This is a genomic window from Duganella sp. 1411 (assembly GCF_017833525.1).
Lineage (GTDB): Bacteria > Pseudomonadota > Gammaproteobacteria > Burkholderiales > Burkholderiaceae_D > Rugamonas.
The window spans coordinates 1,162,834-1,178,835 of sequence record NZ_JAFICD010000002.1; the positions used below are offsets into that span (position 1 = coordinate 1,162,834).

Consider the following 16,002-nt stretch of genomic DNA (forward strand, 5'->3'; position numbering starts at 1 on the left):
ACCATAGCCGGTTCCCACCGCCACCGCAGCCCGACGTCATCGCAATGCCTCAAACCATTATCGCCCCCGTCCAGCATGAATTGCTGATTAAAAAAAGCCGCTTTATCGCCTGCGTGCAGCCGATGACCGACCGGGCCGCCGCGCAAAAAGTGGTGGCGGAATTGTGGGCGCAGCATCCGCAGGCGGCCCACGTTTGCTGGGCATTATTAGCGGGCGGACAATCGGCGGCGGTCGACGATGGCGAGCCGAGCGGAACGGCCGGACGGCCGATGCTCGACGTCTTACGCCACCAGGATCTGGAGGGGGTATTGGCCACCGTCGTGCGTTATTTTGGCGGCGTCAAATTAGGCGCCGGCGGTTTGGTCCGGGCTTATACCGACAGCGTGGCACAGGCCTTATTAAACGCAGAGAAAGTCGCCATTATCAAATTGCGTCATTTAATCTGCACCGTGCCGTATGCGATGGAAGGCATGATACGGCGCGAAATCGAATTGGCCGGCGCCAGCCTAGATAATGTATCCCATGCCGATGACGTTCGGTTTGAATTCAGCATGGCGGACCACGCCGCCGCGCCATTCATCACCCGCCTCAACGAAGCGGGCCATGGCCGCATTCTATGGATAAATCCCGACGAGCAGGCGGCGGACGAATAAGCAAAACCGCAGCATTGCGCCCGGCGGCCCTCCCAAGCTCGATTTTGGTATATTCGCGCCAATACTTGGCATGCCTACGCTGGGGAGCCGGCCCAGGTAGCCCGGTGCCACAGGGTTTCGAGCGGTCCCTGCTTGTGACGCTTCAGCCACCACACGCTGAACTGGCGTTGCACCAGCGCCAGCATGATGCCTATCGCCAGGGCGAAACTGGCGCCGGTCGATTGATACATGCCCAGCCCGAAACCATAATAAATCGAAGTGCCGACGATCGATTGCACCACATAACTGGTCAAGCTCATTTTCCCCAAGGGCGAGAAAAACTCCAGCCAGCGCCACGAATAAAACAGCAGCGCGAAGCCGGACACCAGCACCACCATGAACGCCAGATTCGACCATGACGTGATAATCACCAGCAATGGGCGCTGCACCGCCTGGCCGACATGCCAGGCTTCCGGATAGGATTTAAGCAGATAGAATGGAATAAATGCCAGCACCGCGACCAGCAGCGTGCGCGACCAATATCGTTTATTCTCCGGCGTCGTTTTAAATACGCCTTTTCTGCCGGCGAGCATCCCCAGCATGAATAACGCGGGAATCTGGAATATCCGTCCATTTTCCCAGCTCCAGCGAATCACGCCGACTTTACCATTGGTCAGATTTCCCCACCACACATCCGTTGCCGAACCGTGCGCCATATAGTCGTTTGCGCGGCCGAAATACGCCCACGACGCCGGATCGGCCAGTTTCTCGTCGGGATTCGGTAGCGCCTGGAAAAACTCCAGCCAGGCATAAGGTTGCAGCAGCAATATCACCGCGATGGCCAGTACCGTTCCGCTACGCAGGCGCGCGACCGGTATCAACGCCAGCCCCAGCACCGCGTAAATGCTCAGGATGTCGCCGTGGTAAAACATCGAATTGACCAGGCCGAACGCCAATAGCAACGTCAGCCGCCAAGCGAAACGGGGGCGGAAATCCTCGCCGCGCGCCTCGCGGTTGTGCCACTGGATATAAAAGGTCATGCCGAACAGTAAGGCGAAGATCGCGTAGGACTTTCCGCCAAACAGGAAAAACATGCTGTCCCAGAGCATTTTGTCGACCAGCTTCAGCCATTCGGGCAGGCCGCCGGGCGAGAAGTAAAGGTCGAAATGTTCGATATTGTGCAGCAGCATGATCGAGACGATGGCAAAGCCGCGCAGCGCATCGATCACATCCAGACGGGAAGAGTTGGCGTTCATCGGTTCCATTTACCCTTGGCAAAATGAGCAGAATGCCAAGTTTATATGGAAACGCTACCAATGGATATCTCCAGCACCATATTCCGGCAGCCAGATGAATAGTACATAGCGAAACTAGTTGCTCGACGGCAAATAAGCCGGTATAGTTACCGCTGTCCCATGCACCAGCGATCGCCCAACCCGCCCGCGATCACCCTCCTTTCTCCGGCCCCATTCCCGCCAACGCCGCTGCCGATGTCCGCATCCCACGCAGCGCGAGTTCGTCCCCTCGATCATCGGAATAAGTGAAATGAAAAACAAGCACATCAAAGTCAGCACGCGGCTGCGCATCGGCTTCGGCGTCATCCTGGCCATGCTGGCCGTCGTCATCGGCCTGGCCGTCCACCACTTGGGGACCCTCAACGCCGGCACCAACGCCATCGTCGCGCAAAGCTACCCGAAGGTGCTGGAAGCGCAGAACCTGATGAACATCAACAACAAGATTGCCCGCTCGCTGCGCAACGCCCTGCTGATCCGCGACGAGGCCAAGGCCCAGGCGGAGTTGGCCGTGGTCGCCGACAAGCTCAAGGAAATGGTGGCCTCGGCGCAAAAACTCGACGTGATGGTCAACTCCGGCGTCGGCCAAAGCCTGTTCGACGCGCTGCAGGCCGCCTATCCGCCGTACGCGGCCTCGATCGCGGAAGTGATCCGCCTGCGCGGCGACGACGGCGTCGACAAGGCCGTCGAGTTCATGCTGACCAACACGCGCGATCTGCAGATGACCTACATGAAGCGGCTCGACGCCGTCATCGCCCACCAGAGCGACGCGATGGAAAAAGCCCGCGCCAACGCCGAGGAAACCTATCACAATTCGCGCAACATGATGCTGGTGCTGGGTCTGGCCGCGCTGGGGCTGGGCGTCGGCGGCGCCTGGCTGATCTCGCGCCAGCTGCTGCGCCAGCTCGGCGGCGAGCCAGCCTACGTCGCCGGCATCGCCGCCCGCATCGCCGACGGCGACCTGGCGGTGGCGATAGCGTTGCCGCGCGGCGATGCCCACAGCCTGCTGTTCGCGATCCAGTCGATGCGCGACAGCCTGGCCGACATCGTGCGCCAGGTGCGTGGCGGCGCCGATTCGATCGTCACGGCGGCCACCGAGATCGCCAGCGGCAACCAGGACCTGTCGTCGCGCACGGAGCAGCAGGCCGGCTCGCTGGAGGAGACCGCCTCGTCAATGGAGGAGTTGACGGCCACCGTCAAGCAAAACACCGAGAACGCGCGCCAGGCCAACACGATGGCGCGCTCGGCGTCCGACATCGCGGTCGAAGGCGGCGCCGTGGTGGCGAACGTGGTCAACACCATGGCCGAGATCAACGATTCGGCCAGGAAGGTCGTCGACATCATCAGCGTGATCGACGGCATCGCCTTCCAGACCAACATTCTGGCGCTGAACGCGGCGGTCGAAGCGGCCCGCGCCGGGGAACAGGGGCGCGGTTTCGCCGTGGTCGCCTCCGAGGTGCGCACCCTGGCGCACCGTTCGGCCTCGGCCGCCAAGGAAATCAAACTGCTGATCGACGATTCGGTGGGCAAGGTCGGCACCGGCACGCAGCTGGTCGGCGAGGCCGGCGCGACGATGGAACGCATCGTCGGCGCCGTCAAGTCGGTGACCGACATCATGGGCCAGATCAGCCTGGCGAGCCAGGAGCAGGAAGCGGGCATCGCGCAGATCAACCACGCGATCGCCGAGATGGACACCGTCACGCAGCAGAACGCGGCGCTGGTGGAGGAAGCGGCGGCGGCGGCCGAGGCGCAGCAGGATCAAGCCCAGCAATTGTCGCAATTGGTGGGCGTGTTCAAGCTGGCGCCGGCGCAGCATAAGGCGCCAGCCGCCCGGCCGGACGCCAAGCGCCCGCCCGCGCTGCCGCATCCGGCCTACGCGCCGCACGCCGCGTGAGGCAGGACGCCTGACGCCCCCTCTAGCGCGACAGCCGGAACACCTGGACCGCTTCGGCCAGTTGATCGGCCTGCGTCTGCAAGGCCCCGGCCGCCGCGGCGGCCTGCTCCACCAGCGCGGCGTTTTGCTGCGTGGTGCTGTCGATGCTGCCGATCGCTTGATTGATCTGCTCGATCCCCAGCTCCTGCTCGCGGCTGGCGGTGGCGATCTCGCCGACGATGGTGTTGACGCGGCGGATGCCGGTGACGATCTCTTCCATCGTGCCGCCGGCCTGGCCCACCAGCACGCTGCCCTCCCCCACCTGCGCGACCGAGGCGTCGATCAGCTGCTTGATCTCCTTGGCGGCCGAATCGGACCGCTGCGCCAGGCTCCGCACCTCGGACGCGACCACGGCGAAGCCCCGACCCTGCTCGCCGGCGCGCGCCGCTTCGACCGCCGCGTTCAGCGCCAGGATATTGGTTTGGAACGCAATGCCCTCGATCACGCCGATAATGTCGACGATCTTCTGCGACGACGCGTTGATCGTGCCCATGGTCTCGACCACCCGGGTCATCACGGCGCCGCCCTTGCTGGCCACGCCGGCCGCCGACGCCGCCAGGTCGTTGGCCTCGCCCGCGTTGCTGGAATTTTGCTTCACCGCCGACGTCAACTCTTCCATCGACGAGGCCGTCTCCTCGAGCGAACTGGCCTGCGACTCGGTGCGCGCCGACAAGTCCATATTGCCCGCCGCGATCTCACCCGAGGCCAGCGCGATCGCGTCGGTGCCGCTGCGCACCTGGCTGACGATGGTGTGCAGGCTGGCGTTCATATCGGTCAGCGCGCGCTTGAGCAGGCCGGTTTCCGAGATGTCGGCCGCGTCGAGCGCCAGGCTGCCGGACAAATCGCCCTGCGACACGCGCTCCGCGAAACCGACCGCCTCATTGAGCGGCTGCATGATCGAGCGCGAAATCACCTGGCCGATCACCAGCGCCACCACCGCCGCCAGCACCGAAAAGCCGATGATCTGATAGCGCGACCGCGCCACCGCGCCATCGCCGACCTGCTTGGCCGCCTCCGAGTTCTTCTCGATCACGTCGCTCAGCGCCGACATGCTTTTTTCCAGCGCGCGGAAGCTGTCCATGAAACCCGCGAACTTGGCCTGCGCCGCGTCCTTGTTGGTCAGCGACAGCTCGACCATTTCCTCGGTGCTTTTCAGGTAGCGCTCGAGGTCGGGCCGAATCTGCGCCAGCGCGGCGCGCACCTCGGCATCGATGTCGGCCGCCTCCATCTCCTTGATTCCTTTGCGGAACAGCGCCGTGTGCTCGGCCAGGTCGTCGCGCACGCCCTTGACCTCGGCGGGATCGTTCTTGTCGGCGGCCAGGCGCGCGGCCAGCACGTCGGCGCGCAGCGCGTCGTGCATCATATCGGCCTGCAACTGGTCCCGCATCGCCGCGCTGTTGGTGGTGATGGACGCGATCGCGCCGTCGAGCACATGCACCGCCGCGTAGCCGACGATGCCGACCAGGCTGACGAACGCCAGCGTGACCACATTGGATAACAGCAAGCGCTGCCGGATCGTCAACCGCATGGTAACCCCTGCTTAAAATTTCATGGAAAGGCCGACGGTCCAGCTCCAGTCCGGCGTCCTGTGGTTCAGCCCGCGCGACAGCGCCGTATCGATTTGCACCGTGTTCGTCAGCAGATAGGCGGCGCCGACATCGAGGGTGCTGATGGTGCCGCCGTCGCGCGCGCGGGCCAGCCTTTCGTCGGAATACTCGACGAAGGTGCGCAACTGCTCGGTCCAACCCTTGCCGACGACGATGCCGAAAATGCCGGTGGTGTGGCGCTCGCCGTTGTCGTTGGGCAGCCACGCCAGGCCGGGCATCACGCCCAGCGACCAGTCGTCGGCGAACTCCCACTCGGCTGCCAGGCGCAGCGAGCCGCCCTTGCCCTGCGCGCGGAACGGCGCGGAGCCGGTGTCGAGGTCGACGTGGGCCAGCACGCCCATCGACGGCCGCGCGCCCTGCTCGTCGGCGATATGCCATTTGACGCCGAGCGAGACGTCGGCATAGCCGCTCTCGGTGAGGCGGACGCCGCTGGCGGTGTCGGTGGTGGTCGAGCGGATGCGGCCATCGGTTTCGAGGCGCAGCTCCCAGGCGTCGCCGATGCCGTAACGCAGCAGCGTCGGCGTCGAATAGGTTTTCTCCTTGATGCCGTCGGCCTTGTTGCGATCGGCGGCGAAGCTGGTTTCGATCTGAAAGCGGCCCTTGCCGACGACGTTGCTCGATTCGACGAAATCGGGCCGGTCGGTGGCGATCTCATCTTCCGCCGCGTTCGCCAGCGCGGGTAAAATAATCAGCGCCGCGACAACCTTTTTGATAGCCATGAAAATTCCTCCAGCACCATGTTCTGGCTATCACCGTACCACATTGATTTAGATCAACGGTTGGTAATTTTCCACAGGAACAAGCTTTCCAAATGACTTCAATCGAGCAACTGACGCCGGAGGATTTCGATTTTTTCCTCGCCTATCTCAACGACCATCTGTCGGACAACGGCCGCGACGGCACCGGCTATTTCCAGCCGCTGTCGCGCCACGACGCGCGCTTCCCCGCCGACAAGGCCGCCGCGTTCAAGGCGGGCATGGGCGTCGAAGTCGGCGCGCCGGGATGGCGGCGGGTGTGGGTGGCGCGCGACGCCGACGGCCGCATTGCCGGCCACATCGATTTGCGCGCGCACGCCGAGCGTTACGCGGCGCATCGCTGCCTGCTGGGCATGGGTGTCGATCGCGGCCAGCGCAAGGCCGGCCTCGGCGGGCGGTTGATCGACCATGCGCAGCAATGGGCGCGTCACAGGGCGCGGCTCGAATGGATAGATTTGCAGGTGCTGTCATCGAACACGCCGGCCATCAATCTGTATCTGCGCAACGGCTTCCATAAAACCGGCGAGATCGCCGACATGTTCAACATCGACGGCCAAATGTTTTCGTACACCGGCATGAGCAAGCAGCTCGACCCGGCCCGCGACGCAATGAACGCCTTGATTACGTAGGGCGGATTAGCGCAGCGTAATCGGCCAATGCATGCGTCCCGACGGCTCACGCATTGGCGGATTACGGCGTTCCGCCTAATCCGCCCTACGTGTTTTAGAGGTTTTTAAAAGTTGTAGAGGAAAGCTTGGCGTGAGGTGTCCGTTTCCGGACGATGGTGGGCGGAGCCGGGCAATCGCGGCCGCCGCAACAGCCGGATCACCGCGTCTAACACCTTGATCCATATAGCTAATTTAAAAATTTCCTGCGTGGCACGGCGATTGCAATAGTGAAGGAAACATCACTTCGCTCACGCAACGCCATGGACCAGGCCCTCAGCCCCAACATCATCGCCCGCCGCCACCGCAACACCGTGCTCGCCATCGCCGCGCTGCTGGCCACGCTGTGCGTGGGCGCCTGGGGCATCAACCGCGCCGTCAGTCCCAGCGTCGCGGCCGACAGCGCGAGCATCGCCGAGGTCCGCGTCGGCAATATCGCCAACACCATCAACGCCTCCGGCATCGTCATCCCCATCCACGAGGCGCTGGTCGCCAGCCCGATCCAGACGCGCGTGGCCAAGGTCCAGGCCAAGCTCGGCCAGCAAGTCCAAGCCGGCGAGCTGCTGCTGGAACTGGACAACCGCACCGTGCTGCTGGCCATCGACGGCCTCAGGGAACAATTGGCGCAACAGGAAAACCGCATCCTGGCGCTGACCCTGGAGATGGACCAGAAACGTAAAGAGCTGGTCAGCGCCATCGAGCTGCTGGAACTGGACCTGCAGGCCACGCGCGTCAAGCTGGGCCGCTACCAGACGCTGCGCAAGGCCGGCGGCGTCTCGGCCGAGGACTTGCTGACGGCCGAACTCAACGTCAAACGCAACGAGATCCAGCTGCGGCAGCGCCACGAGCAGATCGAGGACGGCAAGCGCGTCACCTCCAGCAACATCGAAGGCGCGCGGCTGCAAAAAAGCATCCTGCAAAAGCAGTTGCAGGAACAGCAGCAACTGCTGGCGCAAACCCAGGTGCGCGCGCCGTTCGCCGGCATGCTGACCTTCCTGCTGGCCGACGAGGGCGCCAGCCTGGCCACCGGCCAGCTGGTCGCCAAGGTGTCCGAGCTGAACAACTACAAGGTCGAGGCCTCGCTGTCGGACTTCCACGCGCGCGCGCTCAGCGCCGGCCAGCCGGTGCTGGTCGAGCAGGGCAACGTCAAGCTCAACGGCGAGGTCCACACCATCCTGCCGGAAATCCAGAACGGCACCGTCAAGCTGCTGGTGACCTTGGCCGAGCCGCACCACGCCATCCTGCGCAACAAGCTGCGCGTCGAGGTCAACATCGTCACCGAGCAAAAGAACAACACCTTGCTGGTCGACAGCGGCCCCGCCTTCAACGGCCGCGGCCCGCAGGAGATCTTTGTCGTGCGCGACGGCATGGCACGCAAGACCACCCTCAACATCGGCGCCAGCGATGGCAAGAGCGTCGAAATCCTGGGCGGCGCCCGCGCCGGCGACCGCCTGATCATTTCGGATACCAGCAACTACAAGGACCGCGACAGCATCCGTGTCAACTAAGCGCGTCCACTAATGAAGAGAGAAAGGCCCACCATGATTCGCCTGCAAAACGTCAGCAAAACCTACCAGACCGACAAGGTCGAAACCTTGGCCCTGAAAGATATCGACCTGCATGTCGAGAAAGCCGAATTCGTCTGCATCATGGGCCCCAGCGGCTGCGGCAAGAGCACGCTGCTCAACCTGATCGGCCTGCTGGACCATCCCGGCAGCGGCGCCATCCACGTGGCCGGCACGCCGGTGGCGTCGTACAAGGACAAGTATGTGGCCAAGCTGCGCAACCAGACCTTCGGCTTCATCTTCCAGAGCTTCCACCTGATCAACGACCTGCGCGTCATCGACAATGTCGAGCTGCCGCTGCTGTACCGGAATATCTCGACCAAAAAGCGCCAGCGGCTGGCGCGCGAGGCGCTGGAGAAAGTCGGCCTCGGCGCGCGCATGGACCACTACCCCAACCAGCTGTCCGGCGGCCAGCAGCAGCGCGTGGCGATCGCCCGCGCCATCGTCGGCCAGCCGCAGGTGTTGCTGGCCGACGAGCCGACCGGCAACCTCGACAGCAAGATGGGCCAGGAGGTGATGGACATTCTGCTGCAGCTGCACAGCGAGGGCACCACCGTCATCATGGTCACCCACAACGAGCAGGAGGCGAAGATGGCCGGCCGCATCGTGCGCGTGTTCGACGGCCAGCTGGTCGCGTAAGGGGTCCCCATGTTCAGAAATTATCTGCTGACGGCGTGCAAGGTCTTCATGCGCCGCAAGCTGTTCACGGCGATCAACCTGCTGTGCATCGTGCTGACCCTGGTGGTGCTGATGGTGGTCACCGCGCTGCTGCAAAACGCCTTCTACCCCACCGGCGTCGAGGGCAAGAGCGAGCGCATGGTGCAAATGGTCATGATGCAGTCGAGTAACACCGAGCGGCCGGGCCGGCGCATCGGTTTGTTCGGTTACAAGATCGTCGAGAAATACCTCAAGCCGATGACTGGCGTCGAGGCGGTGTCGGCGTCGATGTTGCCGCAATCGGTGGCGGTGTACCAGCCCGGCAGGGTCAGCGAAGTGCAGCTGCGGCGAACCGACGCCGAGTATTGGCGCATCCTCGATTTCCACGTCGTCTCGGGACGCGTCATCAGCGCCGACGATGTCGAACAGGGCCGCTTCGTGGCCGTGCTCAACCTGTCCACGGCGCGCAGGCTGTTCCCCGGCCAGCCTTATCTGAACCAGAAGATCCTGGTCGACGGCCAAACGTTCACCGTCATCGGCGTGGTCGAGGATGCGCTGCAGGTGAACGCCTACGCCGACGCATGGGTGCCGACCACCACGCTGGCGTCCACCGACTACAAGGGCCAGGAATACGGCAACTTCACCGTGATGATCCTGGCGCGCACGGCGGCCGATTTACCGGCTGTCAAGCGCGATATCGTGCGCATCGCCAAGTCGGTGCGCTACGACGATCCGAATTTGTTCAATGTGGCCCGGTTCTGGGGCGACTCCAAACTGGAACTGTTCGCCCGCACCTTGACCAACAGCACCGCTGAAGACGCCGGCGCCCCAACATTCGTGGCCAGCATCGCGGCGCTGATGCTGCTGTTCATGGCGCTGCCGGCGCTCAACCTGATCAACCTCAATGTCGGGCGCATCATGGAGCGCGGCAGCGAGATCGGTGTACGCAAGGCCTTCGGCGCCACCAGCCGCCAACTGGTGGCGCAGCTGGTGCTGGAAAACGTGCTGCTGTGCCTGATCGGCGGCGCCATCGGCCTGGTCTGCGCCGCCGGCGCGCTGTGGTGGCTCGAGGGCTCCGGCCTGATCCCCTATCTCAAGGTCGAGCTCAACCTGGCCGTGTTCGGCTACGGGCTGTTGCTCACGGTGGTGTTCGGCGTGCTGTCGGGCGTCATCCCCGCCTGGAAAATGTCGCGCCTGGATCCGGTCCGCGCGCTGAAAGGAAATACCTGATGCTGCACCATCTCCTCAAACTGATCTGGAAGCGCAAATCGCGCAACATGATGCTGAGCCTGGAAATCCTGCTGGCCTTCATGGTGGTGTTCGCCATCGCCGCGTTCGCCGTGCGCAACTACCAGCTGTACCAGATGCCGATCGGCTTCGCCTGGCGCGACCAGTGGTCGGTCGCCATCCGCAACGCCCAGCCCATTCCCAACGACGCCGCCATGTACGACGCGCTCAAGCGCGCCCTGCTCGAGTTGCCGGAGGTGGAAAAGGTCGCCTTCACCTCGATGGCGCCGTACGAGATGTCGCGCATGAACGCGTATTATGCGCTACCGGACGGCAGCCGCCGCGTCGAGTCCGACAGCCTGGACGCGAGCGACGACTTTTTCGACACCATGCAAATGACGCCTGCGCAGGGCCGCTGGTTCTCCAAAGCCGACGACGGCGCCGACGCCATACCGACCGTGATCAACCGCTTGGTGGCAGACAAGCTGTTCCCCGGCATCCCGGCGATCGGCCAGGTGTTCACCGCCGCCGAGTTCAGGGGCACGCCGCGGCGCTACCGCGTCAGCGCGGTGGTCGAGCACTACCGCTCGCACGGCGAATACATGGAGCCAGTCAATTTGGTGCTACCGCGCTTCATTCCCGGCGTCAGCGGGGAGCCGGCCATGACCATCATGCTACGGGTCAAGCCGGGCACGCCGCGCGCGTTCGAGGCGCGCCTCAGCGCCCGCCTCAAGCGCGAGCACGGCGACTGGTCGTTCGTCATCAGCCCGCTGAGCGAGGCGCGCAAGTCGATGAGCAAGCTGCAGATGGTGCCAATGATGGTCATGTCGGTGATCGCCGCCTTCCTGCTGGTGATGGTCGCCTTCGGCCTGTTCGGCGTGCTGTGGCAAAACACCACGCAGCGCATTCCCGAGATCGGCCTGCGCCGCGCGCTCGGCGCCGACGCCGGCCACATCTACCGCCAGATCATCGCCGAGCAAATGCTGCTCAGCACCGCCGCGATGGCGGTCGCGCTGGTGCTGCTGGTGCAGCTGCCGCTGACCGGCGCATTCCCGGACAGCCTGAACTGGCCGGTGTTTTTCACGGCGGCGGCGCTATCGGCCGGTGTGATCTATCTGCTATCCTTGCTGTGTTCGCTCTACCCGGGCTGGCGCGCCGCGCGCCTCAGCCCCACCCAGGCGCTGCATTATGAATAAGGTCGTTAGAAGTTGATGGAATCATCCCGTAAGCAACGCATATTAATTGTCGACGATGACAGCGCGGTCCAGGTGTCGCTGGCGCTGCTGCTCAAGCAGTCCGGCTTCGACGCCGTGTGCAGCGACGACCCCAAGCAGGCGCTGGCCGCCCTGGCGCAACAACCGGTCGATCTGGTGCTGCAGGACATGAACTTCTCGCTGCAAACCAGCGGCGAGGAAGGCTTGCAGCTGCTGGCCGACATCAAGCAGGCCCGCCCCGCCCTGCCGGTGCTGCTGATGACGGCCTGGGGCTCGATCGCGCTGGCGGTGCGCGGCGTGCAAGCGGGCGCCGCCAACTTCTTCACCAAGCCATGGGACAACACGCAGCTGATCGCGTTGATCCGCGCGACGCTGGAGACGGCGCAGCCGGCGCCGTCCGTGCCGCAGGCGGCCGCGTCGCGCCAGGCGCTCGACCAGCAATTCGACTTCAGCGGCATCGTCGGCGAGCACCCGCGCCTGCTCAAGGTGCTGGCCACCATCGGCCAGGTGGCGGCGACCCGGGCGCCGGTGTTGATCCTCGGCGAGAGCGGCAGCGGCAAGGAACTGATCGCCGACGCCATCCACCGCAACAGCCCGCGCGCGGCGCGTCCCATCGTCAAGATCAACATGGGGGCGATCACGCCGTCGCTGTTCGAGAGCGAGATGTTCGGCCACGTGCGCGGCGCCTTCACCGACGCCAAGACCGACCGCAAAGGCCACGTGGCCAGCGCGCACGAGGGCACCCTGTTCCTCGACGAGATCGGCGAACTGAATCGCTCAGACCAGGTCAAACTGTTGCGCGTGCTGCAGGACCAGACCTACCAGCCGGTCGGCGCCAGCCGCACCGAGCGCGCCGACATCCGCGTGGTGTCGGCCACCAACCGCGAGCTGGCGGAGCTGGTCGCCAGCGGCGAGTTCCGCGAGGATTTGTTTTACCGGCTGAATTTGATCACGATCAGGCTGCCGCCGCTGCGCGAGCGCCGCAGCGATATCGCCCTGCTGGCGCGGCATATCATCGGCGAGGTGTCGGCCAGCTACGGCCTGGGGCCGGCGACGATCGCCCCGCAGGCGCTCGATTGGCTAGCCGCGCAACCCTGGCCGGGCAATATCCGCCAGCTCAAGCAAACGCTGGAGCGCACCTTGCTGCTGGTCGGGCGCAGCGAATTGCGGCAGGCCGATTTCATCGCCGCCGAGCAGAACGAGAACGGCGGCGCGCCGGGTGCGTCGCGCGCCACCTTGCGGGTCGACGGCATGACCCTGGAGCAGGTCGAGCGCCACATGATCGCGCACGCGCTCGACCAGCATCAGGGCAATATCTCGCGCGTGGCCAAGGCGCTGGGCCTGAGCCGCACCGCGCTGTACCGCCGGCTCGAGCGGCATGGCCTGGGCGCCGCGCCGGACGGCGAGTTTCCCTCATGAGCCTGCGATACCGGCTGTACGCCTACCTGGTCGCCGCGCACCTGCTGTTCCTCGGCTTGACGATGCTGTTGTTGCGCACCTCGCCGTGGCTGATGATCGGCCTCGAGGCCGCCGTGCTGCTGAGCTTTATGCTGGGCGTGCGCCTGATACGGCGCGCGCTCGAACCGCTCGGCTACACGCGCCACTTCCACGATCTGCTGCAAGACCAGCAATACGCCGCGCGCCTGCAACACAGCGCCGACCGCGAGCTCAACGAGCTGGTCGAACTGTTCAACACCATGCTGGGCCGGCTCTACCAGGAACGCCTGCAAATCGGCGAGCAGCAAGGCTTTCTCGACCGCCTGCTGGAGGCCACGCCCAGCGCGGTGATCGTGTTCGACTTCGACGGGCGCATCAGTCTGCTCAACGCCAGCGCGCAGGCGCTGCTGGGCCTGGACAACGCCAAGGGCAAGCCGCTGCGGGCGTGGCTGGCCAACGGCGACGCCACGGCGGCGACGCCGGCGCCAGCGGCCGGCCACCCGCCCGCGTTGCTGGCCCAGCTCGACCTGCTGCCGCTGGGCGAGAGCCGCTTGCTGACCGATGGCGACGGCCGCCGCTACCGTGCCCAGCGCGGCCACTTCTACGATCGCGGCTTCGCCCGCCACTTCCTGCTGATCGAGGAATTGACCGAGGAACTGGAAAGCTCGGAGAAAGACACTTACGACAAGCTGATCCGCGTTCTCGCGCACGAGGTCAACAACACGGTCGCCGCCACCGGCTCGGTGCTCGACTCGCTGCTGTACTACCGCGGCCAGTTGAACGCGCGCGACGGCGACGACTTCGACACCGCCATCGTCGCCGTCAAGCGCCGCAACGTCAGCCTGGGCGAATTCATCGAGCGCTTCACGCGCGTGGTCAAGATGCCCGCGCCGGAACCGCGTCCCAACGCCGTGCGCGACCTCATGGACGACATCCTGTATCTGTACCGCGAGCCCTGCCGCGCCCGCGGCATCCGCCTCGCCTGGGCGCGCTGCGACGAGGTGCCGGCCGTCGCGCTGGACCGCCACCTGATGGAGCAGGCGCTGCTGAACGTGGTCAAGAACGCCATGGAGGCGGTGGAGGAAGCGGCGTCCGGCGAGAAGTTCATCGAATTCGTGCTGGCCGGCGAGGCCGGCGGCGTGCGGCTGTCGGTGATCGATTCGGGCAACCTGCTGGGCAAGGTGCCGGCGCGGCAGTTGTTCACGCCGTTTTTCACCACCAAGAAAGGTGGACAAGGGATCGGTCTGCTGTTCGTGCGCGAGGTGATGAACCGGCACGGCTTCGCCTATCGGCTGGCGGCCACCGGCGACGGCGCCACGCGCTTCGACATCTGGTTCACGCCCCCTCGTTGACGCCACCCACGGCTTGGCATGGATCGTGCTGCTGTCGCCATGCGGAGCGGGACCGGCTTGCTTATACGAAAAACACATAGCCATATAGCCAAATATTCGTTCTTTGCGCGATTCCCGCCTCGTTTATATCGATAAACGCATATAAAATGACCGACCGGTGCCGTTTTCCTTGTCCAGGCAAGAGATTGCGTGGCGCCGGCTGATCTATTCAACTCGTGGCAAAGGGTGGGCAATGTCTATAAACGTACTATTTAATTTGCTGGCGGCGCTGGTGTTGTTGGGTGTGCTGTACGCGCAGCAGCGCCGGCACGCGTCCTTTTCGGTGCGCGTGTTCACCGGCATGGGGCTGGGCGTCTTGCTGGGCGCGGCGCTGCAGGCGATCTACGGCGCCGGCTCGGCCGAGTTGCAGACCACCGGCGAATACCTCGACATCGTTGGCTCCGGCTACGTCAAGCTGCTGCAGATGATCATCATGCCGTTGATCATGGTCTCGATCATCTCCGCCATCCTCAAGCTAAAGGGCATGGATTCGCTGAGCAAGATCAGCGCGCTGACGATCGGCACCTTGATGGTCACCACCCTGATCGCCGCCGGCATCGGCATCCTGATGGCCAAGCTGTTCCACCTGACGGCCGTCGGCCTGACCGCCTCGGCGGCCGACATCGCGCGCGGCGTCTACCTGCAAGGCAAGGTCGAAGCGGCGCAGGCGATCTCGCTGCCGAGCATGCTGCTCAGCTTCATCCCCGCCAATCCCTTCCTCGACCTGACCGGCGCGCGCAAGACCTCGACCATCGCGGTGGTGATCTTCGCCGTGTTCATCGGCATCGCCGCCACCGGCATCCACGACAAGAAGCCGGAGATCTTCGCCTCGTTCGACAACTTCATCAAGGTCGCGCACGCCATCGTCATGCGCATCGTCACCTTGGTGCTGCGGCTGACGCCGTACGGGGTTTTCGCGCTGATGGCGCAGGTGGTGTCGACCTCGAGCTACACCGACATCCTGCACCTGATCGACTTCGTGCTGGCCTCGTACAGCGCGCTGTTGCTGATGTTCGGGGTGCACCTGTTGATCGTCAGCGGCGCCGGGCTCAATCCGGTGCGCTTCGTCAAAAAGGTGCTGCCGGTGCTGACCTTCGCGTTCACCTCGCGCAGCAGCGCCGGCGCCATCCCGATGAGCGTGCAGACGCAGACGCTACGCCTGGGCACGTCGGAGGGCATCGCCAACTTCGCGGCCTCGTTCGGCGCCACGATCGGCCAGAACGGCTGCGCCGGCATCTACCCGGCCATGCTGGCGGTGATGATCGCCCCGACCGTCGGCATCGACCCGTTCACCGCGCACTTCATCCTGCCGCTGCTGGCCATCATCACGGTCGGCTCGGTGGGCGTGGCCGGCGTCGGCGGCGGCGCCACGTTCGCCGCGCTGATCGTGCTGTCGTCGATGAACCTGCCGGTGGCGCTGGCCGGGCTGCTGATCTCGATCGAACCGCTGATCGACATGGGCCGCACCGCGCTCAACGTCAGCGGCTCGATCACCGCCGGCACCGTCACCAGCCGGGTGCTGGGCGAGACCGACCTCGCCGTCTTCAACGGCGACGCCGACTTGCCGGTCGACGGCGACGGCGAACGCAAGTCGGCCTGACCGAAAATAGCGGGAACCGCGCGCGCG

Annotated in this window: 13 protein-coding genes; 10 read left to right on the forward strand and 3 right to left on the reverse strand. The window is 64.6% G+C overall.

Annotated features, from left to right (window positions below):
- Nucleotides 1-44: 44 nt before the first annotated feature.
- Nucleotides 45-653, forward strand: a complete 609-nt coding sequence (locus JOD97_RS16825; protein ID WP_209720086.1) for a YigZ family protein — start codon at nucleotides 45-47, stop codon at nucleotides 651-653.
- Nucleotides 654-727: 74 nt separating this feature from the next.
- Here JOD97_RS16825 and JOD97_RS16830 read toward each other — a convergent pair whose 3' ends face one another.
- Entirely contained in the window at nucleotides 728-1,897 is a 1,170-nt protein-coding gene (locus tag JOD97_RS16830) for a DUF418 domain-containing protein (protein ID WP_229264483.1), read from the reverse strand.
- Nucleotides 1,898-2,177: 280 nt separating this feature from the next.
- Between JOD97_RS16830 and JOD97_RS16835 the strand changes: the two genes are divergently transcribed.
- The gene (locus JOD97_RS16835; RefSeq protein ID WP_209720091.1) at nucleotides 2,178-3,818 is read left to right on the forward strand and encodes a methyl-accepting chemotaxis protein; all 1,641 of its coding nucleotides are present in this window, start codon (nucleotides 2,178-2,180) and stop codon (nucleotides 3,816-3,818) included.
- A 22-nt stretch (nucleotides 3,819-3,840) separates the two neighbouring features.
- Here the strand turns inward: JOD97_RS16835 and JOD97_RS33125 are convergent, their stop codons facing one another.
- Together JOD97_RS33125 and JOD97_RS16845 are read right to left on the reverse strand one after the other, a co-directional pair.
- Nucleotides 3,841-5,385 (reverse strand): methyl-accepting chemotaxis protein, encoded by a 1,545-nt coding sequence (locus JOD97_RS33125; RefSeq protein WP_209720094.1) that lies wholly within the window; start codon nucleotides 5,383-5,385, stop codon nucleotides 3,841-3,843.
- Between the two features lie 12 nt (nucleotides 5,386-5,397).
- Nucleotides 5,398-6,183: a transporter gene (locus JOD97_RS16845; protein WP_209720097.1), complete on the reverse strand. Its 786-nt coding sequence runs from the start codon at nucleotides 6,181-6,183 to the stop codon at nucleotides 5,398-5,400.
- 92 nt (nucleotides 6,184-6,275) lie between these two features.
- Between JOD97_RS16845 and JOD97_RS16850 the strand changes: the two genes are divergently transcribed.
- The 8 genes from JOD97_RS16850 (at nucleotide 6,276) to JOD97_RS16885 (ending at nucleotide 15,975) form a co-directional block, all read left to right on the forward strand.
- The gene (locus tag JOD97_RS16850) at nucleotides 6,276-6,848 is read left to right on the forward strand and encodes a GNAT family N-acetyltransferase (RefSeq protein WP_209720100.1); all 573 of its coding nucleotides are present in this window, start codon (nucleotides 6,276-6,278) and stop codon (nucleotides 6,846-6,848) included.
- A 299-nt stretch (nucleotides 6,849-7,147) separates the two neighbouring features.
- On the forward strand, nucleotides 7,148-8,392 hold the full coding sequence (locus JOD97_RS16855; protein ID WP_209720103.1) for an efflux RND transporter periplasmic adaptor subunit: 1,245 nt from the start codon (nucleotides 7,148-7,150) through the stop codon (nucleotides 8,390-8,392).
- A 33-nt stretch (nucleotides 8,393-8,425) separates the two neighbouring features.
- Nucleotides 8,426-9,088 carry an ABC transporter ATP-binding protein gene (locus tag JOD97_RS16860; protein WP_209720106.1) on the forward strand — a complete coding sequence of 221 codons (663 nt, stop codon included), beginning with the start codon at nucleotides 8,426-8,428 and terminating at the stop codon, nucleotides 9,086-9,088.
- A gap of 9 nt (nucleotides 9,089-9,097) precedes the next feature.
- On the forward strand, nucleotides 9,098-10,336 hold the full coding sequence (locus tag JOD97_RS16865) for an ABC transporter permease (RefSeq protein WP_209720109.1): 1,239 nt from the start codon (nucleotides 9,098-9,100) through the stop codon (nucleotides 10,334-10,336).
- Nucleotides 10,336-11,529 (forward strand): ABC transporter permease, encoded by a 1,194-nt coding sequence (locus JOD97_RS16870; protein ID WP_209720112.1) that lies wholly within the window; start codon nucleotides 10,336-10,338, stop codon nucleotides 11,527-11,529. The genes JOD97_RS16865 and JOD97_RS16870 overlap by 1 nt, the downstream gene beginning before the upstream one ends.
- 15 nt (nucleotides 11,530-11,544) lie before the next feature.
- Nucleotides 11,545-12,966 (forward strand): sigma-54 dependent transcriptional regulator, encoded by a 1,422-nt coding sequence (locus JOD97_RS16875; RefSeq protein WP_209720115.1) that lies wholly within the window; start codon nucleotides 11,545-11,547, stop codon nucleotides 12,964-12,966.
- On the forward strand, nucleotides 12,963-14,336 hold the full coding sequence (locus JOD97_RS16880; protein WP_209720118.1) for a PAS domain-containing sensor histidine kinase: 1,374 nt from the start codon (nucleotides 12,963-12,965) through the stop codon (nucleotides 14,334-14,336). The genes JOD97_RS16875 and JOD97_RS16880 overlap by 4 nt, the downstream gene beginning before the upstream one ends.
- A 232-nt stretch (nucleotides 14,337-14,568) precedes the next feature.
- Nucleotides 14,569-15,975 carry an L-cystine transporter gene (locus JOD97_RS16885; protein WP_209720121.1) on the forward strand — a complete coding sequence of 469 codons (1,407 nt, stop codon included), beginning with the start codon at nucleotides 14,569-14,571 and terminating at the stop codon, nucleotides 15,973-15,975.
- Nucleotides 15,976-16,002 lie beyond the last annotated feature (27 nt).

Excerpts from the sequence above, each read along its gene's own strand:
- JOD97_RS16825 (WP_209720086.1), top strand. The coding sequence starts at position 45 with ATGCCTCAAACCATTATCGCCCCCGTCCAGCATGAATTGCTGATTAAA.
- JOD97_RS16830 (WP_229264483.1), bottom strand. The coding sequence starts at position 1,897 with ATGGAACCGATGAACGCCAACTCTTCCCGTCTGGATGTGATCGATGCG.
- JOD97_RS16835 (WP_209720091.1), top strand. The coding sequence starts at position 2,178 with ATGAAAAACAAGCACATCAAAGTCAGCACGCGGCTGCGCATCGGCTTC.
- JOD97_RS33125 (WP_209720094.1), bottom strand. The coding sequence starts at position 5,385 with ATGCGGTTGACGATCCGGCAGCGCTTGCTGTTATCCAATGTGGTCACG.
- JOD97_RS16845 (WP_209720097.1), bottom strand. The coding sequence starts at position 6,183 with ATGGCTATCAAAAAGGTTGTCGCGGCGCTGATTATTTTACCCGCGCTG.
- JOD97_RS16850 (WP_209720100.1), top strand. The coding sequence starts at position 6,276 with ATGACTTCAATCGAGCAACTGACGCCGGAGGATTTCGATTTTTTCCTC.
- JOD97_RS16855 (WP_209720103.1), top strand. The coding sequence starts at position 7,148 with ATGGACCAGGCCCTCAGCCCCAACATCATCGCCCGCCGCCACCGCAAC.
- JOD97_RS16860 (WP_209720106.1), top strand. The coding sequence starts at position 8,426 with ATGATTCGCCTGCAAAACGTCAGCAAAACCTACCAGACCGACAAGGTC.
- JOD97_RS16865 (WP_209720109.1), top strand. The coding sequence starts at position 9,098 with ATGTTCAGAAATTATCTGCTGACGGCGTGCAAGGTCTTCATGCGCCGC.
- JOD97_RS16870 (WP_209720112.1), top strand. The coding sequence starts at position 10,336 with ATGCTGCACCATCTCCTCAAACTGATCTGGAAGCGCAAATCGCGCAAC.
- JOD97_RS16875 (WP_209720115.1), top strand. The coding sequence starts at position 11,545 with ATGGAATCATCCCGTAAGCAACGCATATTAATTGTCGACGATGACAGC.
- JOD97_RS16880 (WP_209720118.1), top strand. The coding sequence starts at position 12,963 with ATGAGCCTGCGATACCGGCTGTACGCCTACCTGGTCGCCGCGCACCTG.
- JOD97_RS16885 (WP_209720121.1), top strand. The coding sequence starts at position 14,569 with ATGTCTATAAACGTACTATTTAATTTGCTGGCGGCGCTGGTGTTGTTG.